Raw genomic sequence first — 23,379 nt, forward strand, 5'->3', positions numbered from 1 at the left:
GGTATTGTTACTGGCTGCTGAAGCCCAGCGCGGCGACACCAAATGCACCCTCTGCGGGTGCAGCCGGCTCCGCGCTCGCAACCGCGGGGCCGTGGCGGCCCGGGGCAGGTGCGGGCGGCGCGTCAGGCGTGCCGTTGATCATGTTGCTCAGTCCGCTCAGGCCGGCTTGCGCGATTTTCCGCAACAGGAGGTCGTCGGCCGCCGCCCAGGCGTCGCGTCCGGCCTTGCCGGCCGGCTCTTCGCCGGAGAGGCGGAGGGCGCGCTGCTGGTTGTTGTCGTAGACGTCCCAGACCCAGGCAATCATGGTCTTGCCGCGAACCACCTGCGCCGAGAGATAGCTGCGCACGCGGTAGGAAGCGCCGCCCTCGCGCGAGACGATCGACAGGTTGCGCAGCTTCGATTCACTGTCGAGCACGCCGACCATGCGGTCGAACACCTGTGGTGGCGGGCCGTCGATCGATTCAAAGGCGACGGTAGCGCCGCCGCTGCCGGGGCCGGGCGCCATCGCGAACGAACCGCTCGCGGCACCTCCGCCGGCGCAGCCGCCGAGCGCGCAGGACGCGACAAGCAGCGCCGCGGCGATCGTCGCGCGCGGAACTCGCAGGCACAGAGCTTTGATGACGTCCCTCATCGTCCCCTGCGATATCGTTAAAATGCATTAAGGTCTAGGGCGGTGAGGCCACAGCGTCGCACCAGGCGCGCACCTGAGCCGCGCCGGAATCTGAAAATTTTCGTTCAACTTGAAGCACTTCGCCAGGCAATCACGGTTCCAGCGCGATCGCGTGAACCAGTCGGCCGTAGTCGGGCTCCTTGCGGTGGACCGAGCGGCGGTAGCTGTAGAAGCGTTCGTCGGCATAGGTGTCGACGCCGGTGTCGTCGATCATGAGCACGCCGGCATTTTCCAGCCGCATCCGGATGAAGCCCGCGAGATCGAACATCGAATGGCCGGATCGTTCCGAGGGAATGAAGAACGCGCCGTGTTCGGCATCGGCATCCAGAAAGCGTTCGACGAATTCGCCCCCGACCTCGTAAGACTGCTGGCGGATCAAGGGACCGATCGCCGCGACCATGCCGCTGCGGTCGGCGCCGAGCTTTTCCATCGCGTCGATGGTGGATTCCAGCACGCCGGTCAGCGCACCCTTCCAGCCGGCATGAGCGGCGCCGATTACCCGCGCCGCGGGGTCGGCAAATAATATGGGTCCACAATCGGCCGTGGTGACACCGATGGCGATGCCTTCGGTCCGCGTGACGATGGCGTCGGCGCGCGGCCGCGCCTCGCCTGGCCATGGGCCGGTCGCGACCACGGCGTCGGGCGAGTGAACTTGATGCACGCCAACCAGATGCGCCGGTGCAACGCCCATATACTCGGCCATTCGGCGGCGGTTTTCCGCGACCTTGGCCTGATCGTCGCTGGAACCGAGGCCGCCATTGAGGCTGGCATAGATGCCGTCGGACACGCCGCCTTCGCGGCTGAAGAAGGCGTGGCGCAGGCCGGGAATGGCCGAGAGCAATGATGATCCGAAGGTCATGGCGTATCGGCCGCCGGCGTCTGCTCGTCGCTGAGGCCCGCGACCGAGGTGAGATGGGGCTCGGTGACGGCCATGACCTTGAACATCGAGCCCATGCCGCCGCGGCCGCTGTCGGTCAGCCGCTTCAGCGCGCCGGAAATATCAGCGGAAACCTCCGGCGTGGTCTTGCCCATCAGGGTGACGGCGCGGGTCTCGATGCCGAGCCGCTTGAGGAAGTCGCCCTGCGTCGCCGGGCCGTGGACCCGCGCGCCGAGGTCCTCCGCCGCCCGGGCCAGCGCCTGGAAATCGACATGGGCGGTGACGTCGGCCTGTCCGGGATTCTTCAGCGGGTCGGCGAAGCTGTGGCGGACGATGGCCTGAAAGGTGTCGCCGGCGTCGCTGCGCAGATGACCGTAATCGATGATCAGCGCCGCGCCGTCCTGGTCGCGGACGCGGGTGGCGATCTTCATGATTTCCGCATCGGGCCGCCATTCGAACACGGCGCCGACCGGCGCGGCGCGCACCAGCGGCGGCAGCAACACCTCGAAGCGCGGCACCGGTTCGGCGCTGGCGCCGAACACCAGCCTGCCATTGGCGTCGAGGTAGACCACGCGTTCGTGCCAGCCGGTCTCGCGCTTGACCGCCTGATGGATCGGCAGCACGTCGAAATATTCGTTGGCGAGGATGACCGCGGGGCCCTCGGGCACGTCGTCGATGCTGTCATGCCAGGCGATGTTGCGAACGCCCGACAGCGTCGCGCGCTGTTTCTCGCGCAGCACCGGATTGACCTCGACGAGATGGACACTGAGCCCCTGATAGAGCGGCGGCAGCACCCGAAGCGCGCGCAGCGCATCCGCCATCATGGTGCCGCGGCCGGGTCCAAGCTCGATCAGCCGCAGCATCGGCGGCGAACCGATCGCCTTCCAGATCGAAGCCGCCCACAGTCCGAGCAGTTCGCCGAACATCTGGCTCACCTCGGGCGCGGTGGTGAAATCTCCCTCGCGGCCGAGCGGATCGCGCGACACGTAGTAACCGTGCTGCGGATGCAGCAGGCACAGCTCCATGTATCGCCAGACCGGCATCGGCCCCGACGATTTGATCAGTGTCTTGATTTCCGACTGCAGCGGCGAAAATTCTGTCACGGCCTGCCTTGAATTGACTTTCGACTATGCTCCGGCGCCTCGCGGCGCCATGCCATCACAATCAGGATGGCTCCGGCAACGATCATTGGCACCGACAGCAGCATACCCATAGTCAGTCCGCCCCACAAAAATCCGAGTTGGGGGTCGGGTTCTCTGAAGAATTCGCCCGTAATACGCGCAAACGCATAGATCGCGATGAAGCTGCCGAGGATCAGGCCGGGCCTTTTCAGGGCGCCCATCCGAATCATGATTGCCAAAATCGTAAACAGCAGGATGCCTTCGAGCCCGGCTTCATAGAGCTGGCTGGGGTGCCGCGGCAGCGGCCCGCCGTTGGGAAATACCATCGCCCAGGGCACGCTTTCGTCCGCCGGCCGGCCCCACAGCTCGCTGTTGATGAAGTTGGCGAGCCGTCCGAGGAACAACCCGATCGGGCCGACCGCGGTGGTGATGTCGCCCAGCGACAGAATCGACAGGCCGTTGGTGCGGCAGAACAGCATCACCGCGGCGACGCAGCCGAGGAAGCCGCCGTGAAACGACATGCCGCCCTTCCACAATTCGAAGATCTCGGCCGGGTGCTGCGCGAAGAAAGCCGGATTGTAGAACAACACGTATCCGGTGCGGCCGCCGACGATGATGCCGATCGTCACCCACAGGATAAAATCGTCGAGCTGAAGCAGCGAGATCGGCGCCGGTCCGCCCCACAGCTTCTCGTTCTTGACCAGCGCCCGCGCGTAGATCCAGCCGAGCACGATGCCGCAGATATAGGCCAGCGCATACCAGCGGATGGCGATCGGCCCGATCTGGAGGGCGATCGGATTGAATACCGGAAAGGCGATGGTGAGGAACGGCATCGTGCGTCGACGTCTAGGCGGCGAGGTTGCGGCGATAGAGCGCCAGCAGCCGTTCCCAATGCCGCTCGGCGGCATCGCGGTCGTAGATCGGGCGCTTCGGGAATGCGAAGCCGTGATGGGTGCCGGGATAGAGTTCGACCTCGTTCTTGGTTCCCTTCATGCCTTCCTTCACCTTCTCGATGATTTCGGGCGGCGCATAGATATCGGTCTCAGCACAGCCGAAATAGAGTTCGGCCTTGGTCTTATCAGCGGCGAGATGCGGACTATCGGGTTGGTCGGTCGCCAGTTGCACGCCGTAGATCGATGCCGTCGCCTTGACGCGATCGGGGAAGTGCGTCGCCGCGTTGACCGCATAGCGTCCGCTCATGCAGTAGCCGACGGTGCCGACAATGCTGGTGTTGGCTGCCTTCTGGGTTCCGGCGTAAGCGAGCAGGGCCTTGGTGTCTTCCATCACGAGCGGAATGGTGAGCGAGTGCATCAGCTCGAACATCTTCTTGCGCTCGGGCGATTCCGGATCGGGATTGATCGGCCCGAGCTCCATGACGCCGGCGCGGTAGTACATATTGGGCAGCATCACGTAATAGCCCGCCGTGCCGAGCCGCCGCGCCATGTCGCGCAACTCCTCGCGGATCGCCGGCGCGTCCATGTAGAAAATAATGACCGGAAACGGCCCGCCGCGTTCGGGGTGGGTGATGAAGGTGGTGGTCTTGCCGTCCCTGGTCGGAATGTCGATCTGCTGGTCGATCATGGGCGTTGCTTTGCCTGTTTTGATTCTGGTTTCTGATTGGGCACCAAATACGATTGCAAGGAAACCGGAGCATGACAAGGTAAACGGCCATCACATTGGCCTCGAGCTGCGACCTTGACCTTTCCCTTGATCTTTTCCCCGGCATCACCATTGTCTTGCGTGAAGTCTTGCCTAGCGAAAACGTGCAGCGACCGGAGCGTTCCAGATGACCCAGACCAGCAATCGGTTTTTCGACGAGATCGGCCGTTTGATGAACGACGCCGCCGGCGCCGCGCAAGGCGTCAAACGCGAGGTCGATGCCGTGGTCCGCAACCAGGCCGAGCGCATCCTGCGCGACCTCGACCTCGTCAAGCGCGAGGAGTTCGATGCGGTCAAGGACATGGCGCGCCTGGCGCGCGAGGAAAACGAGGCGCTGAAGGCCCGCATCGCGGCCCTGGAAGCCAAGCTCGGCGGGTGACGGATGGCTGACGGCCGCGGCCCTCAGATGGCAAAAGCCAAGCGCGATCTGCCGGTCATTGCGTTCACATCGCAACAGGCCTGGGAAGAATGGCTGGCGTCGCAGCCTGTGGATTCCAAGGGATTGTGGCTCAAGCTGGCCAAGAAATCGTCTGGAATTGCCAGCGTTTCAAGGCAGGAAGCGATCGATACAGCGCTGTGCCATGGCTGGATCGATGGCCAACTTGACGCCTTCGACGGCAAGTTCTGGCTGATCCGCTTCACGCCCCGTCAATCCGCCAGCAAGTGGTCCGAAAAGAACCGCGCCCGGGCACTTGAACTCGTCAAGCTGAAGCGAATGCGCCCTGCGGGATTGAGAGAGATCGACCGCGCGAAAAAGGACGGCCGCTGGGACGCCGCCTATGCGCCGCAGAGTACGGCCGAGGTCCCCGACGATCTCCGTGCCGCGCTTTCGAAGAACAAGGGCGCAAAAAGCTTCTTCGAAATGCTCGACGGCGCCAACCGTTTCGCGATCCTTTACCGGGTCCACAGCGCCAAGAAGCCGGAGACCCGGGCGGCACGGATCGAGAAGTTCGTGGCGATGCTGGCCGAGGGTAAGACGATCCATCCCTTGAAGGCCCGAAAACAGGCCTAGCCGACCGGATTCGGCGGCCCGGCGTCCCGTTTGGCATCCGGGATCAGGGGGAAGGGAAGCAGAAAAATCCCTTCATTTCCTTGTCATTTTGCCCCTTTGGGGCTAAAAGCCCGCCACGTCCGCAGCCCCCGCACCCCTGGAGGCTTGCTGTCGGACGCCAATGGGCCGCGATGCGGCCTTTAACTTTTTAGAAAACAAGGACTTACGACAATGGCGACCGTCAAGGAATTGAAGGCGACCGCGCGTCCGAAGATCGGCAAGGGGGCCGCCCGGGCAGTGCGTCGCGCCGGGAGAGTTCCCGGAGTGATCTATGGCAACAACCAGCCCCCCACGCCGATCTCGGTCGACGATGCCGAACTGCGCCAGCGCATTCAGGCCGGCCGGTTCCTCACCACGATTTATGACATCGATCTCGATGGCAAGAAGCAGCGCGTGATTCCGCGCGACTTCCACCTCGATCCGGTGCGCGATTTCCCGGTCCATGTCGATTTCATGCGGCTCGGCGAAGGCGCGACCATCCGCGTCAGCGTTCCCCTGCATGTCCAGAACAGCGAAGCCTCGCCGGGCGTGAAGCGCGGCGGTACCGTCAACATCGTCACCCACACCATCGAACTGGAATGCTCGGTCGACAACATTCCGCAGTATATCGAGGCCGATGTCAGCACACTGGAAATCAGCCACTCGCTGCATCTGTCCGACATCAAGCTGCCGGCCGGCGTGAAGTCGCTGTCGCGTGAAGACGCGACGCTCGTGACCATCGTGCCGCCGTCCGGCTACGCCGAAGAAATCAAGGCGGCTGCGGCTGCTGCGGCAGGTGGTGCTGCGCCGGCGGCGGGTGCTGCTCCGGCGGCTGGTGCGGCTGCGGCTGCGCCCGCAGCGGGTGCTGCTCCGGCGGCGGGTGCGAAGGCCCCGGCGGCTGGCGCCAAGGCGCCTGCCGGTGGCGGCGACAAGAAGAAGTAAGCTCACGCGGGATGCCGCGTCATGCGCCTGTTTGTTGGTCTCGGTAATCCGGGCGGAAAGTACACGAACAACCGCCACAACATCGGGTTCATGGCCGTCGATGAAATTGCGCGGCGTCATGGTTTCGGACCATGGCGCCGCCGTTTTCAGGGCGAAACTTCCGAAGGTACGCTCGACGGCGAGAAGGTCGTTGTGCTCAAACCGACCACCTTCATGAACGAGTCCGGGCGCGCGGTTCAGGAAGCCGCGAACTTCTTCAAGCTTTCCGCCGGCGAGATCACCGTGTTTCAGGACGAACTCGAACTGCCGCCGGCGAAAGTGCGCGTCAAGATCGGCGGCGGCATTGCCGGCCACAACGGGCTGCGCTCGATCTCCTCGCATATCGGCAACGAGTATCGCCGGGTGCGTCTTGGGATCGGTCATCCCGGCGTCAAGGAACTGGTGCACAGCCACGTGCTGTCGGATTTTGCCAAGAGCGACCGGCCCTGGGTCGAGGCGTTGTGCGAGGCGGTCGCCGATGCTGCTGCGCTGCTCACCAGCGGCCGCGACTCGGCGTTTCAGAACAAGGTGCATCTGGCGATGCAGGCCAGGGGATTTTTCGAGAAGGGCGATGACGGCGCTGCGTAACGCGCCGCCGACCGCCCGCAACCGACTTCAGGACACATTATGGGATTCAAATGCGGTATCGTCGGACTGCCCAATGTCGGCAAGTCGACGCTGTTCAACGCGCTGACCGAAACGGCTGCGGCCCAGGCGGCGAATTATCCGTTCTGCACCATCGAGCCGAATGTCGGCGAGGTCGCGGTGCCGGATCCCCGGCTCGACAAGCTGTCTGAAATCGCCAAGTCGGGGCAGATCATTCCGACGCGGCTGACCTTCGTCGATATCGCAGGGCTGGTGCGCGGCGCCTCCAAGGGCGAAGGCCTCGGCAACCAGTTCCTCGCTACCATCCGCGAGGTCGATGCGGTCGCGCATGTGGTGCGCTGTTTTGAGGACTCCGACATCACCCATGTCGAAGGCAAGATCGCTCCATTGGCCGATATCGAGACCATCGAGACCGAGCTGATGCTCGCCGATCTCGACAGCCTCGAGAAGCGGGTCGACAACCTCGCCAAGAAGGCCAAGGGCAACGACAAGGATGCCAAGGAACAGCTCGATCTCGTCAACCGCGCGCTGGTGCTGCTGCGCGACGGCAAGCCGGCGCGGTTTCTCGAACGCAAGCCTGAAGAAGAGCGGGCCTTCGGCATGCTCGGCCTGCTGACGTCGAAGCCGGTGCTTTATGTCTGCAACGTCGAGGAAGGCTCGGCCAAGGACGGCAATAATTTTTCGAAGCAGGTATTCGAGCACGCCAAGAAAGAGGGGGCGGTCGCGGTGGTGATCTCCGCCAAGATCGAATCCGAAATCGCGACGCTGTCACGCGAGGAGCGCGCCGATTTCCTCGACACGCTCGGCCTCGAAGAAGCCGGCCTCGACCGCCTGATCCGCGCCGGCTACCAGCTGCTCGACCTCATCACCTATTTCACCGTCGGCCCGAAGGAAGCGCGCGCCTGGACCATCCATCGCGGCACCAAGGGCCCGGCCGCGGCCGGCGTGATCCATACCGATTTCGAAAAGGGCTTTATCCGCGCCGAGACCATCGCCTATGCCGACTATGTCGCGCTCGGCGGCGAAGCCGGCGCCCGCGATGGCGGCAAGCTGCGGCTGGAAGGCAAGGAATACGTCGTCGCCGACGGCGACGTGATGCATTTCCGGTTCAATAACTGATTGTTGTCGCCGTCATTCCGGGGCGATGCGCAGCATCGAACCCGGAATCTCGAACTTCCGGGTCTGGTGCTTGCGCACCATCCCGGAATGACGAATTTACCGCATCTGCCCCTGGTCCCGGATCGCGCCGAGATGCTCGTTGATGCGGAACACGATCAGGATGAATTCCGCGGCGATGCGCGAAAACACGATGCCGACGACGACGCCGGCGATCGAGGACAGCAGCAGGATGAATCCGCCGAACGGGCTGATCGCCATCGCGGCCAGGCCCGAAAAAATCCCGGAGATGCCGAACAGGATGATCAACCCGATCACCAGCCAGTAGAACGTCTTGATGATCGTGGGCGTGATGAAGCGGTCCCACTGGAACAGATCCTGAAAATCGAACATCGGTGGTTCTCCCGGCGATTCAAATATGATTCGTGTCCAGCCTGGTTCGCGACAGCACAGGGCCTAGCTCCGAAAAGGGCCTTGAGCAAGCCAGCGAACGAGCCATGCGCGTGGATGGGTTGAGATTGCTGTAAATAACGGCCACAATCGGGCTTGTCCGCCATAAATCCTCAATCCGAATTCGCGATCCAAAATCCCTGGTCATGACAACGCTCAGCTTCGAAGACTTCAAGCCCGGCCATTTCGGCACGTACGGTCCGCGCCATGTCACGCGCGAGGAGGTTTTGGCCTTCGCCGCGGAATACGACCCGCAACCGATGCATCTGGACGAAGCAGCCGCCAAGGCGTCGATGCTGAAGGGCCTGTCCGGTTCGGGCTGGCACCTTTGCTCGCTGCTGATGCGGATGATGTTCGACGGCTTCATCAGCCGCACCGCCTCGATGGGCTCGCCCGGCGTCAACGAATTGCGCTGGCTGGCGCCGCTGCGACCGGGTGACGACCTGACGGCTGATATCGAGGTCGAAGAAGCCAGGATTTCGCGCAGTCGCCCGGATACCGGCATCGTGACGTTCAAGGCTGTAGTCCGTAACGCTGCCGGCGTGACGTTGTGCGAGATGGTGTCGCCGATCATGGTGCGCCGTCGCACTGATGCGGCGGCGGAGTAGGTCCGATGCGTTTCTTCGAGGACATGGAAATCGGCGTGCGCCGCGAGGTGGGATCGTTCACCTTCACCGCCGAAGCGATCAAGAAATTTGCCGCGCAATTCGATCCGCAGGCCTTTCACCTCGACGAGGAGGCGGGCCGCAAATCCCTGTTCGGCGGATTGGCCGCGTCAGGCTGGCACGTCGGGTCGGTGTGCATGAAGCTGATGGTGGCCGACGGCCAGCGCCTGATGCGGGAAGCCGCCGCGCGCGGCGAGCAAGTCGCGGTCGGGGGGCCGTCGCCGGGCTTTCGCGAACTGCGCTGGATCAGGCCGGTGCTGGCCGGCGACACCATCAGTTTTTCCAGCGTCGTCGAATCGAAGCGCACGTCGGAGAAGCGTCCCGAATGGGGCGTCCTGCAGGTCCGCAACACCGGCACCAACCAGCGCGGCGAACTTGTCTACTCGTTCCTGGCGACCGCGTTTGTGCCGCGACGCAACGCCGGCTCCTGAGCCGACATGGTTACCGAATTGCGCCGTTAATGGATTGGTATTGATGAATCCGTGCAACGGTTTTTTCGCTAACGCATTGTGAACTTTATCGCTGCCATATCGATCCCAGGGGAAACACCGAGGGGGTGATCATGGCAGATCGCAGCGGCTTGAAATTCGTCGGCTTTATCTTCGCAACCATCACCCTTGCGGTGATGCTCACCACCGCCATGGTGGTGAAAACCTATGCCGACGGCGGCTATACGCTCGAGAGCACCGCGATCGCCAGCCGGTAGTTTGAGAATTCGCTAGCCACGCGTCGATCGCGGGGGCGGGTTCGGCGATAAATTCCGCCGGCCCGTCAGTGGCTCCAGAGCAGTCCCATCACCACCACGAAAATCAGCAGCAGTCCGATAAACCGGATCATGATGCTGGCCATGCTGTGCTGTGAACGCTGCAACGGAATCGGATCTACGTTATCCGGCCGGACGCTTTCCATCAAGAATATCCCCAAAAATTCCAGCCCATATCCCCATCCCGAGGTGACGGCGCCTGCTGTTGGTCGCAGCTCACAGCCGGCACGTTCAAATCGATTTGGCTCTTTTGTTTTGACGCGTTTTCTTTACGTGAACCGGTATCCACTTCACTCGAAAACGCTCTAAACGAAACCGCCGCGCTCCATTAGCAGGAGGCGGCGGCGGGTCAAGGCTTGATGAAGCGGCGTTTAGCTGTTGCGCAGCCCGTCGGCGGCGCGTTTCCACTGCGTGACGTTGTCGGCGATCATGCGCGTCGACTTCATCGCGGCCTGGCTGAGCTGCGCATAGCCCGAGATCTCGCGCTGAACACGCTGGCCTTCGGCATGCAACAGATCGCGCAGGCTTTCGAGTTCCGAAATCAGCTTCTCGATTTCCGCCAGCGAGGTTCCGGCGACGCGCTGGATCAGCGAGTTGACATTGTTGACGGTGGCCTCGGCCGTGGCGTCGAGCGGCACGGTCTCCGGGCTCGGCACCGACGGGCGGCGCAGATAGGCAATGTCGTTGCGGACGAAGTCGCGGATCCCGGCTTCGACCTCGGACACGGCGGCGAGATTGCTGTCGACCTCGGTATTTGATTCAATGTCTTCGGAACGAATAGTAGCGTTCATCGGCTATTCCTCTGTTTCGCTTTCAAGCGAGCGCGGACGTCCCCCGCACGACGAAGTGGTACGGCGCCATCTGGACTGCGGATTTTGACCGCATCTGGGCCAATATGCGGCAATGCTGGATCATTCCTGGGGGATTGCCGGAAAATGCATCTCTTACCAGCTACGCTTGAAGCCGGCGCTGAGGCTCTTGTTGGTTCCACCGGTCGACGTCTCGCCGATCGAGCCCGAGATGGTGACGCCGTCGAACAGCTTCTGCTCGGCGCCGACCTTGCGCAGCCATCTGTCGTCGGAGGTCGAGAGGGTCTGGCCGGCGATGAAGCTGGTGCCGGTGTCGGCGATGCCGAGCCTGGCCGACTGCTCGGTCTCGTAGCTGCGCGCCGGGCGGCTGATGATGCCGGGCACCGGCACGATGCCCTGCTGGATCAGGTTGTAGTTGTTCTGCAGCGTGAGCGAATACTGGTCGCTGAGCGGCAGCGATTTGCTCAAGGAGGTGCCGAGCTTGGTCTGCTCCTGGCCGGGATCGACGCGGGCTTCCACGGCGGTCTTGTCCCAGATCGAGGCCACGCCCGGCGCGGTGATCGCGGCCCAGGCGGTGCCCGATGATTGCGGCAGGCTGCCGCCATTGGCGAGCCTTTCCGAAAGCTGTTCGGAGGTCGTCAGCGTGCCCTGGCGCGCGACCGTCATGTCGGCGCCGATGCGGGTGTCCCAGAACGGTGTGATGGGTTGCTTGACGGTGACGGCGGAGGCGCCGTTCGACTTTGCGTTATTCGACCAGGTGGCATCGGCGCTGGCGGGGTCTTTCGGCGCGGCGCGGCCTTTCAGGGCCGGACCGGTCAGGGTCGAGGCGTCGACATTGAGCTGGCTCCAGTCGAGCTTGCTGACGTCGATGTCCTTCATGATGTCGGTGTCGTTGACGTCGGGAGCGGCCGCGCCTTCTTCCGCCGCAGGCATCTCCGCATCGTCCTCGGCCGGCGGTGTCTGCGCCGCTGCCGCCAGCACCGAGAGCAGGCTGAAGCCGGCCGCCAGCATCAGCAGCCTCGTCCGGCCATATTGTGTCGTGGGATTCATTGCCCGCCTGCATTCCAAGTGTCGCCAAGAATGCGTTCGTTGTGGTGCGAAATTATGGCGAGGACGTAAAGCCAGGCCATCCACGTCTGTCTTGGGGCTGGAAAAGACGAGACGTGGATGTCCGGCGTCGCCGAGAGGTCCACGCCACCTGCGCAAGGCAGGCAGCGATGACCGGGCAAGGCGAAGAGGAGAGGCAGACGAGTCCCTAGACCGCCATGCGGGGCAGGTGGATCGGGTAACCGACGGTCTGCTCGACCAGGTCGAACGTGTCGACCAGAACGCGGAAATTGGTCAGCCGGCCGGCCTTGAACTGCGCGAAGTGCGCGATCCGCAGGCTGATCGGCTTGTTCGAGTCCAGCGCGGTCAGCGAGTAGCGCATCATCGAGGAGGCGGAATCCACCCCCAGCATGATCGACTCGCGGTCGAAGCGATGGACCCGGACGTTGTCGGCGATTTGCGCGACGACCTCCATGACCGCGGCCTTGCCCCGGCGCGAGCCGAAGAAAGGAAACAGGTCGATCGGTCCGTAGATCGCCCAGTCGACGTCGTCGTCGAGCAAGGCCTCGAGGTCGGCAGGCTGGCGCTCATTGATCGCGCGATGCAACGCGCGCGAAAAACGCCAGAGACTGTGCTCTGTCATTTTGGTGATGTCCCTGAACTGGATTTGCGGAAACAGCAATCGTGCCCATGGCGCGTCTTCAATGACGCCGGGCCGAAATGCTGAACTTCACTGTTGCAGTGTGAAATAGGTGGCTTTTTCCAGAACACAACTGCGTTTTTGCATTTCACAAATGCAACGCTTGGCGCGTCTTAGCGTATTGTTACTGGTCTAGCGTCGCTCCTGGCGCCGCACCGGCTCGCGCTCGACCGCAATTTCGCCGTCGCGTATGGCGATCACGCCGAACAGCAGGGCGCCCCCGATGCCGCCGATCGCGGCGCCGAGCGGCATGAAGGTGAAGAACACCAGCATCCCGCTATAGCCTTCAAAACTCGTGGTTTTAAAGATTTCGACCCAGGCGAGACCGGCGCCGATACCGAGCGCCGCGCCCCCCAGGGCGCCCAATGCCAAGCCAAGCAGAGCCAGCAACGCGATCTTCATCTGTTCTTCTTGTCCGGAAACAGCCTTGTGGTGTGTCACCGCCGGGGCGGAGAGGTTCAAGGCGGAGAGGGAATTTGTCGGGCGCAGTGGTCGCTACACCTTCGCTGTCATTCCGGGGCGGCGCGCAGCGACGAACTACGGTGCGCAATTGCGCATCGGGGAATCTCGAGATTCCCCGGGATGCAATTGCATCCCTGAGGTTCGGTCCTGCGGACCGCCCCGGAATGACGGCGGAGCTAGATCTCTTCCGGCTTGCCGATCAGGACCGCGCTGACGTCGCGCTCCAGCAGTTGTTCGACCAGATCGAAGGTGTCGATGATTTCGCGGATCTGGGTGATGAGGCCGTCGCGTAGCGTGAAAAAGGCGGCGATATCGAACTGCACCACCCGTTGATTGCCGCGCTTGCGGAAGAACACGCGAATATGTGCGGCCACCCTGTCATCGTCAGCGACCAGGATCGGGACCTCGTGGCGCATGTCCGAATACCGGGCGTGAACGGCGCTCCACATCTCGCGCATCGCGGCCTTGCCCTGGCGATGGCCCATATGCGGCAGCAGATCGACCGGGGCGTTGGCGGTGAATTCGATGTCGTCGGTGCAGCGCGCCAGCGCGCCGTCGATATCGCCGGAATAGAACACGTCGAGGAAGTTCAGCACGCGCTGACGGTTGAGTTCCGCGGTCATCCGCTTTTTTTCTCCGCCGGTGTAGGGGCCCGACTGTTGCGGCCGGCTTCATTGTGGATGGAATAGCACAGGGATCAATCAGCAAAAGGAATCAGAGCCGGGACAAAACAGTTAACGATCGTTAGGTGTACTTTTTTGATAATTCGCCAATCACCACGCCACGGGAATACCGGGTCACCCGCCGGAGCCTGTCATCGGGCGGCGCCTTGCGCCGACCCCGGGGCGGATGACGATGGTGGGGCTAGCGCCGGAACTTCATTCCGTAACAGCGGTTATCGCTGCGACATCCATTCCGGAGACATCGCATCATGAAAACCCCAGCCGCCATTTTCGCCATCGCGACGCTCGCGATCGTTGCGGCCTCGCCGGCCGACGCCAAGGGCTGCCTGAAGGGCGCCGTGGTCGGCGGCGTCGCCGGTCACTATGCCGGACATCACGGCGTGCTCGGCGCCATCGCCGGCTGCGCCTATGGCCGCCATCGCGCCAACGAACCGAACCGCCAGCAGGACCAGCAGCACCAGACCCGGGCGCCGGCAGGCCAGGAGAAGCTGTAGCGGCGTTCTCTCCTCCGTCATTGCGAGGAGCCAACGGGTCGCGCGAACGCGCGCCCGATGACAGGCTCCGCGACGAAGCAATCCATACTTCCTTCTTGGCTATGGATTGCTTCCGCCTTCGCTCGTTGAGCTTCGCTGGACAAGTCGCTTCGCTCGCAATGACGGTTGATGGTTTTTCCCGGAACCACCCGCCCGCCAGCCGCGTTGTCCTTCTCCGTGAACAACGAAGAACCGCATGACGAAGCCACCGACCAAAACCATCACGCCCGTGCCCGACGACAACCAGAGCCACAAGGGCGCCGGCAGCGCGCCCGCTGTTCCCCTCGACACCACTAAAGGCCATCGCGACGACGAGAAGCACAACATCCGCGAGCAGGGCGCGCACGGCAACCTGACGCAGAACACCAGCCATCGCCGCTCGGGGTGAGCGGCTCTCGGCGAACGTTTAGCTCGTCGCGCCCCTCCGAAGACCCCAGAGACAAAGAAGCGTTGCGGCAATAATCGCAAGACCGACCGAGACAAAGCCCAGCGTAACCAGCGCTTCCTGCCAAGGCAGGGCGCCGTGCCCCGCGCCAGTGATCGGCGACATTGCGGCGGTGCCCAGGATGGCGGCCAGCGTGGTCACGGCCCAGTTGGCATAGGTCCCATACAGCAGGGTCCAGTAGGTCACCATACTCTGTCGCGACGACAGTCGCAGGTCCAGCCAGATCGCGGCAAGCGCGATCAGAAATATGCCGTTCATGACGCCTTCGAGGTGAGCGGCGAGCCCCATTCGCGGATTCCCGAGCTTCTGCTCGACCAGGCCGGTCAGCAATCCCAGCAGAAACAAAAACATGCCATGCCAGCAGAGCCGGCGTTTTCCGTCGTTCATTTCAATCTTCCTTTACGGGCAACGCGAAGAAGTATGCGGGGGCCCGACGCAGAACACCAGCCATCTCCGCTCGGGTGAGGGCGTCATTCGCGCTTGATAGAAAGCGCTTTTCGGATTCACGTTTCAAACAGCCGTTCCGTCATTGCGAGCGAAGCGACTTGTCCGCCGAAGCTCAACGAGCGAAGGCGGAAGCAATCCATCGAGCGAAGGCGGAAGCAATCCATCGCGCGGCATAACGGATAGGTGGATTGCTTCGTCGCAAGCGCTCCTCGCAATGACACCGAAACAACTGCCATTGTTCTCGCGGCGCGACGCGCCCGAGCCTTGGCAGAAATCTCGTCCCTCGAAAATGAGGGGCGCAGGGAAAGCCGGGTACACGCTGTACCCGCGGTCTCGCGTGCAAGATGCACAAGCAAAAACGCACACGAGCATACAGGTTCAGCGGAGGCACTCCGACTTTCCCTGCGCAATGGTTTGACGGCTTATGCCGTGCTCGCCCCGGCGACGAATTCGTTTTTGTCACCGTCGCTGGCGAATTAGCGATCCATCAAAGCCCGGTTGGGCTCAACAAATCTCCGCCAGCTTGACATCAGCAACGGATGCCAGGCCCACACGGTTTTGCCGTACGCAGCAATCCAGGTTCGCCAACAGGCTTCGCCGGACACGCCCGTCTTTGCCAGAAGGCTCAGCCGAGCAAAGCGCCGTTCGTCTGCATGAGGGTGATCGCTCACAGGCCAAGCCCGCCCTGCAATTCCCGTTCACGCCGACGCTGCCGCGTCCACCGCATCCCGCCCCGCGTTTCTGACGATCCGGATACGCCCCTCGTTTGGGACGGGATGGCGGAGTTGTAGGAGTGATTTGGGGGAATCGCGAAGCGGAATATTTTTGCGCGAAGGACTCGACCGAGACCAAGCGTGATTTGCCCGTCGGGCAACACAAGGGGTTGGGGGTGGTGGCGCCCTTCGCGAGGGCTGATCGGCGATGGCATACGCAGCTGGTCGCCTCGCCGCAGTCACAGATGCTGCTGGCGGTCGATGTGGTGAATAAGGTAGTCGTCGCCCTTACTGCAAAGTTGGGTGGGCTGTCGATTTGGAAAGACTTTACACGGGGATACGTGCACTGCACACCAGTTTCCCCCTTGAATTGTGTACAAAGTGGCCGTCCTAATCGAGATTGGTTGAGCTCTCACAGATGGTCACAACATTTAGAATTGCGGAATATGGCTGGAAATCGACAATTACTCCTCACTAGACTTGCAGAGCGGCTGCACGGCCTTTTTGATGGTGCAGTGAATCTAAGCGATGTCGCTGGTAAGCCCGAAAAAGATATTGAGAATTTCTTTTTAACTCGATCCTTGGCGGCGTTGTCTTTGATGGACGATGCCGACTTGAGGCCTGAGGATGCTGCCAAATGCGTAACCGATGGTGGTTCTGATGACGGCATCGATGGAATCTACATCGATGATAAAAAGAAAATCATCTATTTTGTTCAGAGCAAATGGAGGTCGGGTGGAAAAGGAGTCGAGCTGGCGGATTTCACGCGATTCCGTGATGGAGTAAAGAACGTTTTGGAATTGAAGTGGACAACCGACAATTCCAACCTGCATCCGTTTATCAACAAGATCGAAAATTCGCTAAAAGATATTGAGACTACACTCGTTATGCTCTTGGCGCATACGAGCGACAACAACATTGCTAAGAACATAAATTCAAAGATTAGCGAATTTCTTCTGGAGCAAAATAAGATCCAGAAGGACTTTATGGAATTCCGCGAGATTGATTTCTCGAAGATCACTCATATCGCAAGGTCAAAAACGAGGGCGTCTGACATTGACGTTTCCGTAATGCTGCGAAACTGGGGGCGTCTGCTGAAACCTTACGACGCCGTGTATGGCGCCGTCTCGGCTATGCGTTTAGACGGGGCGAGCCCGATCCTCCTCCGAGTTTAGGTTTCAATATTCGCGCGGCAACAGTTGCCGCCGCCTGCGCATCTGGGGACTTGAAACTAGCCGTTTCTGCGAAGCGCTACATCAGCGGATTGTGGGATGATATCAAGAAGGAGCCGTACACGAAGCTTTTCAATGACGGCACGACCGCGTTGTATCTGTGGAACATTGTTCAGTTAATGATGGCGGTCGATGCAAAGCTTGCCGAGCTAGCAGATAGCCTTGAAGGGAGAGAACGATTGATTGCAGTTCATGGCAATCGCTTTATTCTTTTCCGTGTTCTGTCTCAGGTTAATCTTGGGATTCTGAAAGATGCGAACTGCGACTTAAAGCCCGTGATGCTCAAATGCGAGCAATTGGCGTTTGATACTTTGAACGCAATTATACCCGCGATAAATAAGAAGTTTCCGGATGCTTATCCTGGCAACATCTTCAAGAACCAAGATAGGCAAGCGGAATTACTGACGGCAATCTCAGCATAAGAACGTTCTTTCGCCTCTGTCCAGATTGTAGTTTGAAGCAAAAGATGTCTCACCTCTTCTTCCACCCGCCGCGGTGCCCGGGTGCACCGCCGCTCGAGCGCGGCGTCGGCCCGAACTCCGGGCCTGATTGCCGCGAGTCCGTCGGCTGGAAGATTTTGCTGCCGCTGCCGAGGTCCGGCTTGCGCGGCTTGGCGCTGTCGGGGCGGAAGGGCAGGGACTCGGGCCCGTGCATTTCGTCGAGATGGGGTTTGTGGACTTTGGAAGAGCCGCTGGCACCACCCGTGGAGCGCCCCTCACCCCGCCCCTCTAAGAGCGAGCTTCGCTCGTCTCGACCCCGTAAAGAACGGGGCGAGGGGGAAGATGAGCCGGCGCGCATTCCACCTTTCTTTTTCATCGCGCTCGCGGGAAGGTTGGCCGCGTCGCCGTATTTTTTCGTGCCCGTGTAGGCGCCGGCTTTCGCGGCGACGCCGCGCTGCTTGATGGTGGGATCGTCGACCACGGCCAGTTCTGTCGCACGCAGGCGTTTGACTTCGTCGCGCAGGCGGGCGGCTTCCTCGAAGTTCAGGTCGGCGGCGGCTTCGCGCATCCTGGTTTCGAGATCGCCCAGCACGGCCTCGAAATTGTGGCCGATCGAGATGACGTCGTCGGCCATGCCGCCGTCGCCGATCTCGACCAGCACGTGGTCGCGTTCGTAGACGGAGTTCATGATGTCGCCGATCGACTTCTTGATGCTCTCCGGCGTGATGTTATGCGCGGTGTTGTATTCGACCTGCTTTTCGCGGCGGCGGTCGGTTTCGGCGATGGCGCGCTCCATCGAGCCGGTCATCTGGTCGGCATAGAGGATCACCTTGCCGTCGACGTTGCGCGCGGCGCGGCCGATGGTCTGGATCAGCGAAGTTTCGCTGCGCAGAAAGCCTTCCTTGTCGGCGTCGAGAATCGCGACCAGCGCGCATTCGGGAATGTCGAGGCCTTCGCGCAGCAGGTTGATGCCGACCAGCGCGTCGAACGCGCCGAGCCGGAGGTCGCGGATGATCTCGATGCGCTCGATGGTGTCGATGTCGCTGTGCATGTACCTGACACGGATGCCCTGCTCATGCAGGTATTCGGTGAGGTCTTCGGCCATCCGTTTTGTCAGCACCGTGATCAGGCTGCGGTAACCCGCCTGCGCGGTGGCGCGGACTTCGCCGACGAGGTCGTCGACCTGGGTGCGCGCCGGGCGGATGTTGACCGGGGGATCAATCAGGCCGGTCGGGCGGATCACCTGCTCGACGAATACGCCGCCGCTCTCGTTCAGCTCCCAGCCGCTCGGCGTCGCCGACACCGCGACCGATTGCGGGCGCATCATGTCCCACTCTTCGAAGCGCAGCGGACGGTTGTCCATGCAGGAGGGCAGGCGGAAGCCGTATTCGGCCAAGGTCGCCTTGCGGCGGAAGTCGCCTTTGAACATGCCGCCAATTTGGGGGACCGTGACATGGCTTTCGTCGGCGAACACCAGCGCGTTGTCGGGGACATATTCGAACAGCGTCGGCGGCGGCTCGCCGGGGCGGCGTCCCGTGAGGTAGCGCGAATAGTTTTCGATGCCGGCGCAGCTACCGGTGGCTTCCATCATTTCGAGATCGAAGGTGGTGCGCTGCTCCAGCCGCTGCGCTTCCAGCAGTCGGCCGTGGTTGTTGAGCTCGTCGAGCCGCAGTTTCAGTTCCGACTTGATCGACTTGATCGCCTGCACCAGGGTCGGGCGCGGCGTCACATAATGCGAGTTGGCGTAGATCTTGATGAATTCGAGATCGTCCTGGCGGTGGCCGGTGAGCGGATCGAACTCCTCGATATTCTCCACGGTGTCGCCGAACAGGTTCACGCGCCAGGCGCGGTCTTCATAGTGCGCCGGGAAGATGTCGATGACGTCGCCACGGACGCGGAAGGTGCCGCGGGTGAAATCGGCCTGGGTGCGCTTGTATTGCAACGCGACGAGATCGGCGATCAGTTGCCGCTGGTCGATGCGCTCACCCTTCTTCAGCGCGAACGTCATCGCGGTATAGGTCTCGACCGAGCCGATACCGTAGATGCAGGACACCGAAGCCACGATGATGACGTCGTCGCGCTCCAGCAGCGCGCGCGTCGCCGAGTGGCGCATGCGGTCGATCTGCTCGTTGATCGACGAATCCTTCTCGATATAGGTGTCGGTCCGCGGCACGTAGGCCTCGGGCTGGTAGTAGTCGTAATAACTGACGAAGTACTCGACCGCGTTGTCGGGGAAAAAACTCTTGAATTCGCCGTAGAGCTGCGCCGCCAGCGTCTTGTTCGGCGCCAGGATGATGGCGGGCCGCTGCGTCGCCTCGATCACCTTGGCCATGGTGTAGGTCTTGCCGGAACCGGTAACGCCGAGCAGCACCTGGGTGCGGTCGTTGCGCTGGATGCCTTCGACCAATTCCTTGATCGCGGTCGGCTGGTCGCCCTTCGGCTCGTATTCGGATTTGATCTCGAAGCGCACGCCGCCTTCGGATTTTTCGGGACGCGGCGGCCGGTGCGGCGTCCAGATCCGGACCTGGCCGTCATCGCCCTTGAATTCGGGGCGGCCGTCGCGGATCAGGTTTTCCAGCGCGTCGGCGGTGGCCTTGACGCCGAAGGCTTCCATCTTGCTGCGCGGCGGCCGTGCCAGCGCCTCGTCATCGTCTTCCGCGGTCGGCAGGCCAAGCTGCCGCGCCAGTTCGGGATCGAGGGTCGGGATCGTCGCCGACGTCCCGTAATTGGCTTGCGGCGCCTCGTCGAAGCCTTGCGCGTCGCGTTTGGCGACATTGTCGCCGGTTGCACGCGTCGACGCCCGCGCGCGGTGCGCGGCGGCCTCGCCGCCGGCGCGGCGGTCCCAGGAATTGTCCGGCGGCGGCTGCAGCCCGGTGCCCGAGCCCATGCCGGCATCGCCGCGGTTGAGCGCGGGATTGAGCAGTTCCGCCAGCGCCGGCCCGATTGGCTGAACGTCGGGCCGGGACGCCTTAGAACTTGGCGCTTTGGATTTCGGGGTTTTCGCGGGTTTTTTGGGAGTGCCGGGGTTCTTCGCCATGGCCGGAATATGGGGCGAGTCAGGGGCTGAGAAAAGGGCAAAGGCTGGGGGGAAGAAAGGCTGCTGACGTGTTTTGGTTGTCAGCAGATGTCAGTAAGACGCCGCACGGAAGGAAAGACGGAACTGCAATCGCGCAGCTAAGCCCGCAGATCGCCCGGGCCTTGCGTGACCTCGCTCGCCCCGACGATGTCGAGATGAATCCCGCCGCATCGCGTGCAGCGCATGGTCCAGTATTCGGCGCCGGCGCGGCCGGGGATGATGCGCAGCACCGTCAGGTCAGCTTTGCAATCCGGGCAGTTGGTCAGCCGGGACGGCAGCGCCGACGAAGTGGCCGCGACTTGGGCTGCCGGCACCTTCGGACTCGCTACAGGGCCGCCGTGAACCGCGGCTTGAAGCGGTCGATATGGGCTATCGCATCCGCGATCGCCGCCTCCGGATCCGACCAGGCGAAGCCGACTTCGAGCGTCGGAAACGACAGGCCATCGATCACGAACGGCTCCTGATCCGCCCGTTGAATCCTGGCGTGCCATAGACCTCTCCCCACCTCGAACGACTGAATTTCAAAGCCGCCATACATCATGGCGAATCTCCCGGGATTGTGCGTTGGGTCAGCAGATCATGGCGCGGCAAGAGCCGGTGTGAACGAGTTCACATTCTCAGCACTATTTCCGGCGAGCGCGGCGGAAATCAGCGCCGCGCGACGATATGGTCGGCGAGCACGGCGGCATCGTCGCCGACACCTGACAGGAACGAGGAATTCATCTTCGACAGCCATGGCAGGCCGAGGAAATACAGTCCCGGCACCTCGGTGACGCCATTGCGGTGCAGCGGATCGCCGTTCGTATCCTTCACCGGGATATCGATCCAGCCGAAATCGAGGCCATAGCCGGTCGCCCAGATCACCGCGCCGATGCCGGCTGCGCCAAGGTCGAGGCGCTGCAAGGGTTCGATGACGCAAGCCGGATCCGGCAGCGTTGTCCGCGCCCCGGGTTCGTCGGGCAGATCGAGACCATGCAGCTTGACGTAGCCGTCCACCATGTTGAGGAACGTGGTGAAGACGAGGTCGCCGGCGATGAGGCTTTCGGCAAGTCCAGGCGCGATCTCGATCACGCCGCCGCGCGCGCTGCGCAGATGTCCTGTTAGCGTCATGCCGTCGGCGGCATAACGGCGGAAGTCGATAGTTTCGCCGCCATAGGCGCCCGAGATCACCGGTCCCAACCCCGACGCCCCGCGCTGCGCGGTCGGGATCTGGTCGATCCCCATTTCGGCAAGCCACCAGAACAGGTCGCGGCCGCGGTAACGGCGCGGCAGCCGGCGGTGGGTGCCGACCGAAAGATAGACGCGGCGTCCGGCGCGCTGCAGCTCCTCGGCGATCTGCGCGCCCGACGCGCCGGCGCCGGCCACCAGCACTGAGCCTGACGGAAGCTGCTCCGGATTTTGGTAATTCGAGGCGTGGACCTGAAACACCGGATGGTCGCGCAGCAGGTCCGGCACCAGCGCGCGCTGATAGGGACCGGTGGCGACCACGACATTGCCGGCCTCGATGGTGCCATCGGTGGTCTGGGCGACAAAGCCGCGTGCATCATCGCGTCGGTGTAGCCGTGTCACCTCGACGCCGCAGCGGATCGGCGGCGCGACGAAATCAGCATAGGCCTCGATGAATTTTACGATCTCATCCGTGGCGGCGAAGGCGTCCGGCTCGGTGTGTGGAAACGGAAAATCCGGCAGCCGCACCGACCAGTTCGGAAACTGGAATTTCAGGCCGTCCCAGCGTTCGCTGCGCCAGCGTTCGGCGATCCGTGAGCGTTCCAGCACCAGATGGGAAAGTCCGCGCTGCTTGAGCCGGTGGCTCATCACGAGGCCGGCCTGGCCGCCGCCGATGATCAGGGTCTTGACCCGATCAGCCGGCATGGCGCTGGCCCTTGCGGCGCGCGGCCGGTTCCGCCGCCGCGCGAATGATCCAGCGCCGGAACGCGGCGAAGTCGCGCTGCTCGGTGCGGAAGCCGCGATAGACCAGATACCAGCGCATGCCCTTGGGCACGCCAATATCGAACGGCGCCACCAGCCGTCCGGCCGCGAGGTCGTCGTCGATATAGGGGCGGATGCCCATCGCGATGCCGAGGCCGTCGACGGCGGCCTGCAGCGCCTGGCCGTAGAACTGAAACTCCGGCCCGCGCGCGGTGAGGCGGGCGACGCCGGCGGCCTTCAGCCAGGACGGCCAGTCGTCCGGCGAATGCGCGACGCGCAGCAAGGTCGGACCCTTGAGGTCGCCCGGGCGCTTCAGCGCGTTGGCGAGCCGCGGCGCGCAGACCGGCGTGAGGTCGGCGGCGAATAAGGGTTCGGCGATCAGGCCCGGCCACTCGCCGTGGCCGAGCTTGATGCCGCAGCTCCAGTCGTCGCCGAACGGCGCGGCCGCGCCGCCGGTGGTGATGCGCACCTCGATGTCGGGTTCTTGTTTGCGAAAATCTACCAGCCGCGGGATGAACCAGCGCATCGCAAAGGTCGGCCCGACGCCGATGGTCAGCACCCGCGCGCCGGAGGGAGCCGTCACCTGCGCGGTCAGGCTCGCCAGCGCATCGAAGATCGGGGTCAGTCCGCTCTGATAGGCCCGCCCCGCCGCGGTGGTCTCGAGGCGGTTGGCCTTGCGCTCGAACAGAGCGACGCCAAGCCGTTCTTCCAAAAGGTGCACCATGCGGCTGACCGCGGCCGCCGACACGTTCAGCTCGGCGCCCGCCGCGGCAAAGCTGCCGCTCCGCGCCGCCGCCTCGAATGCCTTGATGCCGTTGAGAAAGAGCAGCCGCCGCACGTAACCCTCAGGAAAACTGATGCCAGGGCAAGATAACTCAGTTTGCGCCCGCGGTCCAAGCACGGCAAAACAGGCTTACGGAGATTC

General features: G+C 62.7%; 30 protein-coding genes. 12 read left to right on the forward strand and 18 right to left on the reverse strand.

The window, feature by feature from the left end; all coding sequences use genetic code 11:
• Positions 1 to 7: 7 nt before the first annotated feature.
• The 5 genes from FFI89_RS06155 to FFI89_RS06175 all read right to left on the reverse strand — a co-directional run bounded on the left by FFI89_RS06155 (position 8) and on the right by FFI89_RS06175 (position 4,249).
• A complete protein-coding gene (locus FFI89_RS06155) occupies positions 8 to 631 on the reverse strand; it encodes a hypothetical protein (protein ID WP_138833855.1) in 624 nt (207 codons plus the stop codon).
• A gap of 130 nt (positions 632 to 761) precedes the next feature.
• Positions 762 to 1,529 carry a peptidoglycan editing factor PgeF gene (gene pgeF / locus FFI89_RS06160; protein ID WP_138833857.1) on the reverse strand — a complete coding sequence of 256 codons (768 nt, stop codon included), beginning with the start codon at positions 1,527 to 1,529 and terminating at the stop codon, positions 762 to 764.
• On the reverse strand, positions 1,526 to 2,650 hold the full coding sequence (locus tag FFI89_RS06165) for a class I SAM-dependent methyltransferase (protein ID WP_138833859.1): 1,125 nt from the start codon (positions 2,648 to 2,650) through the stop codon (positions 1,526 to 1,528). Before FFI89_RS06165 ends, pgeF begins: the two co-directional genes overlap by 4 nt.
• Positions 2,647 to 3,501, reverse strand: coding sequence for a prolipoprotein diacylglyceryl transferase (lgt, locus tag FFI89_RS06170; RefSeq protein ID WP_138833862.1), 855 nt, complete (start codon positions 3,499 to 3,501; stop codon positions 2,647 to 2,649). Before lgt ends, FFI89_RS06165 begins: the two co-directional genes overlap by 4 nt.
• Before the next feature lie 13 nt (positions 3,502 to 3,514).
• Positions 3,515 to 4,249 (reverse strand): dienelactone hydrolase family protein, encoded by a 735-nt coding sequence (locus tag FFI89_RS06175; protein ID WP_138833864.1) that lies wholly within the window; start codon positions 4,247 to 4,249, stop codon positions 3,515 to 3,517.
• 205 nt (positions 4,250 to 4,454) lie between these two features.
• On the opposite strand from FFI89_RS06175, the gene FFI89_RS06180 reads away from it, so the two are divergent.
• From FFI89_RS06180 to ychF, 5 genes are all read left to right on the forward strand, one after another.
• On the forward strand, positions 4,455 to 4,706 hold the full coding sequence (locus FFI89_RS06180; protein ID WP_138833865.1) for an accessory factor UbiK family protein: 252 nt from the start codon (positions 4,455 to 4,457) through the stop codon (positions 4,704 to 4,706).
• Between the two features lie 27 nt (positions 4,707 to 4,733).
• Complete coding sequence (locus FFI89_RS06185) at positions 4,734 to 5,339, forward strand: YdeI family protein (protein WP_138836124.1); 606 nt, start codon at positions 4,734 to 4,736, stop codon at positions 5,337 to 5,339.
• Between the two features lie 210 nt (positions 5,340 to 5,549).
• On the forward strand, positions 5,550 to 6,299 hold the full coding sequence (locus FFI89_RS06190; protein ID WP_138833867.1) for a 50S ribosomal protein L25/general stress protein Ctc: 750 nt from the start codon (positions 5,550 to 5,552) through the stop codon (positions 6,297 to 6,299).
• A 21-nt stretch (positions 6,300 to 6,320) separates the two neighbouring features.
• Positions 6,321 to 6,926 (forward strand): aminoacyl-tRNA hydrolase, encoded by a 606-nt coding sequence (gene pth, locus FFI89_RS06195; protein WP_138833869.1) that lies wholly within the window; start codon positions 6,321 to 6,323, stop codon positions 6,924 to 6,926.
• Positions 6,927 to 6,965: 39 nt separating this feature from the next.
• Complete coding sequence (ychF, locus tag FFI89_RS06200; RefSeq protein ID WP_138833871.1) at positions 6,966 to 8,063, forward strand: redox-regulated ATPase YchF; 1,098 nt, start codon at positions 6,966 to 6,968, stop codon at positions 8,061 to 8,063.
• Between the two features lie 96 nt (positions 8,064 to 8,159).
• Here the strand turns inward: ychF and FFI89_RS06205 are convergent, their stop codons facing one another.
• The gene (locus FFI89_RS06205; protein ID WP_074823961.1) at positions 8,160 to 8,453 is read right to left on the reverse strand and encodes a DUF4282 domain-containing protein; all 294 of its coding nucleotides are present in this window, start codon (positions 8,451 to 8,453) and stop codon (positions 8,160 to 8,162) included.
• A 203-nt stretch (positions 8,454 to 8,656) separates the two neighbouring features.
• On the opposite strand from FFI89_RS06205, the gene FFI89_RS06210 reads away from it, so the two are divergent.
• From FFI89_RS06210 to FFI89_RS34235, 3 genes are all read left to right on the forward strand, one after another.
• Positions 8,657 to 9,118, forward strand: coding sequence for a MaoC family dehydratase (locus FFI89_RS06210; protein WP_138833873.1), 462 nt, complete (start codon positions 8,657 to 8,659; stop codon positions 9,116 to 9,118).
• Positions 9,119 to 9,123: 5 nt separating this feature from the next.
• Positions 9,124 to 9,606, forward strand: coding sequence for a MaoC family dehydratase (locus FFI89_RS06215; RefSeq protein ID WP_138833875.1), 483 nt, complete (start codon positions 9,124 to 9,126; stop codon positions 9,604 to 9,606).
• 131 nt (positions 9,607 to 9,737) lie between these two features.
• On the forward strand, positions 9,738 to 9,881 hold the full coding sequence (locus FFI89_RS34235; RefSeq protein ID WP_168212801.1) for a hypothetical protein: 144 nt from the start codon (positions 9,738 to 9,740) through the stop codon (positions 9,879 to 9,881).
• Between the two features lie 65 nt (positions 9,882 to 9,946).
• On the opposite strand, the gene FFI89_RS34240 is transcribed toward FFI89_RS34235, so the two are convergent.
• The 6 genes from FFI89_RS34240 to FFI89_RS06240 form a co-directional block, all read right to left on the reverse strand.
• The gene (locus FFI89_RS34240) at positions 9,947 to 10,084 is read right to left on the reverse strand and encodes a hypothetical protein (protein WP_168212802.1); all 138 of its coding nucleotides are present in this window, start codon (positions 10,082 to 10,084) and stop codon (positions 9,947 to 9,949) included.
• A 225-nt stretch (positions 10,085 to 10,309) separates the two neighbouring features.
• Positions 10,310 to 10,729: a hypothetical protein gene (locus tag FFI89_RS06220; protein ID WP_138833877.1), complete on the reverse strand. Its 420-nt coding sequence runs from the start codon at positions 10,727 to 10,729 to the stop codon at positions 10,310 to 10,312.
• A gap of 153 nt (positions 10,730 to 10,882) precedes the next feature.
• Complete coding sequence (locus FFI89_RS06225) at positions 10,883 to 11,797, reverse strand: hypothetical protein (protein WP_246669374.1); 915 nt, start codon at positions 11,795 to 11,797, stop codon at positions 10,883 to 10,885.
• A gap of 205 nt (positions 11,798 to 12,002) precedes the next feature.
• Positions 12,003 to 12,437 carry a nuclear transport factor 2 family protein gene (locus FFI89_RS06230; protein ID WP_138833879.1) on the reverse strand — a complete coding sequence of 145 codons (435 nt, stop codon included), beginning with the start codon at positions 12,435 to 12,437 and terminating at the stop codon, positions 12,003 to 12,005.
• Positions 12,438 to 12,626: 189 nt separating this feature from the next.
• Positions 12,627 to 12,896, reverse strand: coding sequence for a hypothetical protein (locus FFI89_RS06235; protein ID WP_138833881.1), 270 nt, complete (start codon positions 12,894 to 12,896; stop codon positions 12,627 to 12,629).
• Positions 12,897 to 13,132: 236 nt separating this feature from the next.
• A complete protein-coding gene (locus FFI89_RS06240) occupies positions 13,133 to 13,579 on the reverse strand; it encodes a nuclear transport factor 2 family protein (RefSeq protein ID WP_138833883.1) in 447 nt (148 codons plus the stop codon).
• A gap of 308 nt (positions 13,580 to 13,887) precedes the next feature.
• On the opposite strand from FFI89_RS06240, the gene FFI89_RS06245 reads away from it, so the two are divergent.
• Both FFI89_RS06245 and FFI89_RS06250 read left to right on the forward strand, forming a co-directional pair.
• Positions 13,888 to 14,133, forward strand: a complete 246-nt coding sequence (locus FFI89_RS06245) for a hypothetical protein (RefSeq protein WP_138833885.1) — start codon at positions 13,888 to 13,890, stop codon at positions 14,131 to 14,133.
• Positions 14,134 to 14,368: 235 nt separating this feature from the next.
• The gene (locus tag FFI89_RS06250) at positions 14,369 to 14,560 is read left to right on the forward strand and encodes a hypothetical protein (protein WP_138833886.1); all 192 of its coding nucleotides are present in this window, start codon (positions 14,369 to 14,371) and stop codon (positions 14,558 to 14,560) included.
• Between the two features lie 18 nt (positions 14,561 to 14,578).
• On the opposite strand, the gene FFI89_RS06255 is transcribed toward FFI89_RS06250, so the two are convergent.
• The gene (locus FFI89_RS06255; protein ID WP_138833888.1) at positions 14,579 to 15,004 is read right to left on the reverse strand and encodes a hydrogenase; all 426 of its coding nucleotides are present in this window, start codon (positions 15,002 to 15,004) and stop codon (positions 14,579 to 14,581) included.
• Positions 15,005 to 15,857: 853 nt separating this feature from the next.
• On the opposite strand from FFI89_RS06255, the gene FFI89_RS06265 reads away from it, so the two are divergent.
• Positions 15,858 to 16,952 carry a hypothetical protein gene (locus FFI89_RS06265; RefSeq protein ID WP_138833890.1) on the forward strand — a complete coding sequence of 365 codons (1,095 nt, stop codon included), beginning with the start codon at positions 15,858 to 15,860 and terminating at the stop codon, positions 16,950 to 16,952.
• Positions 16,953 to 17,002: 50 nt separating this feature from the next.
• The gene (locus FFI89_RS06270) at positions 17,003 to 17,431 is read left to right on the forward strand and encodes a hypothetical protein (protein WP_138833892.1); all 429 of its coding nucleotides are present in this window, start codon (positions 17,003 to 17,005) and stop codon (positions 17,429 to 17,431) included.
• A gap of 49 nt (positions 17,432 to 17,480) precedes the next feature.
• Here the strand turns inward: FFI89_RS06270 and uvrB are convergent, their stop codons facing one another.
• The 5 genes from uvrB to FFI89_RS06295 form a co-directional block, all read right to left on the reverse strand.
• Complete coding sequence (gene uvrB / locus FFI89_RS06275) at positions 17,481 to 20,486, reverse strand: excinuclease ABC subunit UvrB (RefSeq protein WP_138833894.1); 3,006 nt, start codon at positions 20,484 to 20,486, stop codon at positions 17,481 to 17,483.
• A 137-nt stretch (positions 20,487 to 20,623) separates the two neighbouring features.
• Positions 20,624 to 20,839 (reverse strand): hypothetical protein, encoded by a 216-nt coding sequence (locus tag FFI89_RS06280; RefSeq protein WP_138833896.1) that lies wholly within the window; start codon positions 20,837 to 20,839, stop codon positions 20,624 to 20,626.
• An 11-nt stretch (positions 20,840 to 20,850) separates the two neighbouring features.
• Entirely contained in the window at positions 20,851 to 21,066 is a 216-nt protein-coding gene (locus FFI89_RS06285; protein WP_138833898.1) for a hypothetical protein, read from the reverse strand.
• 107 nt (positions 21,067 to 21,173) lie between these two features.
• Entirely contained in the window at positions 21,174 to 22,397 is a 1,224-nt protein-coding gene (locus FFI89_RS06290; protein WP_138833900.1) for an NAD(P)-binding domain-containing protein, read from the reverse strand.
• Positions 22,387 to 23,292 (reverse strand): LysR substrate-binding domain-containing protein, encoded by a 906-nt coding sequence (locus FFI89_RS06295; RefSeq protein ID WP_138833902.1) that lies wholly within the window; start codon positions 23,290 to 23,292, stop codon positions 22,387 to 22,389. The genes FFI89_RS06290 and FFI89_RS06295 overlap by 11 nt, the downstream gene beginning before the upstream one ends.
• Positions 23,293 to 23,379: the final 87 nt, after the last annotated feature.

This window comes from Bradyrhizobium sp. KBS0727 (assembly GCF_005937885.2).
GTDB lineage: Bacteria > Pseudomonadota > Alphaproteobacteria > Rhizobiales > Xanthobacteraceae > Bradyrhizobium.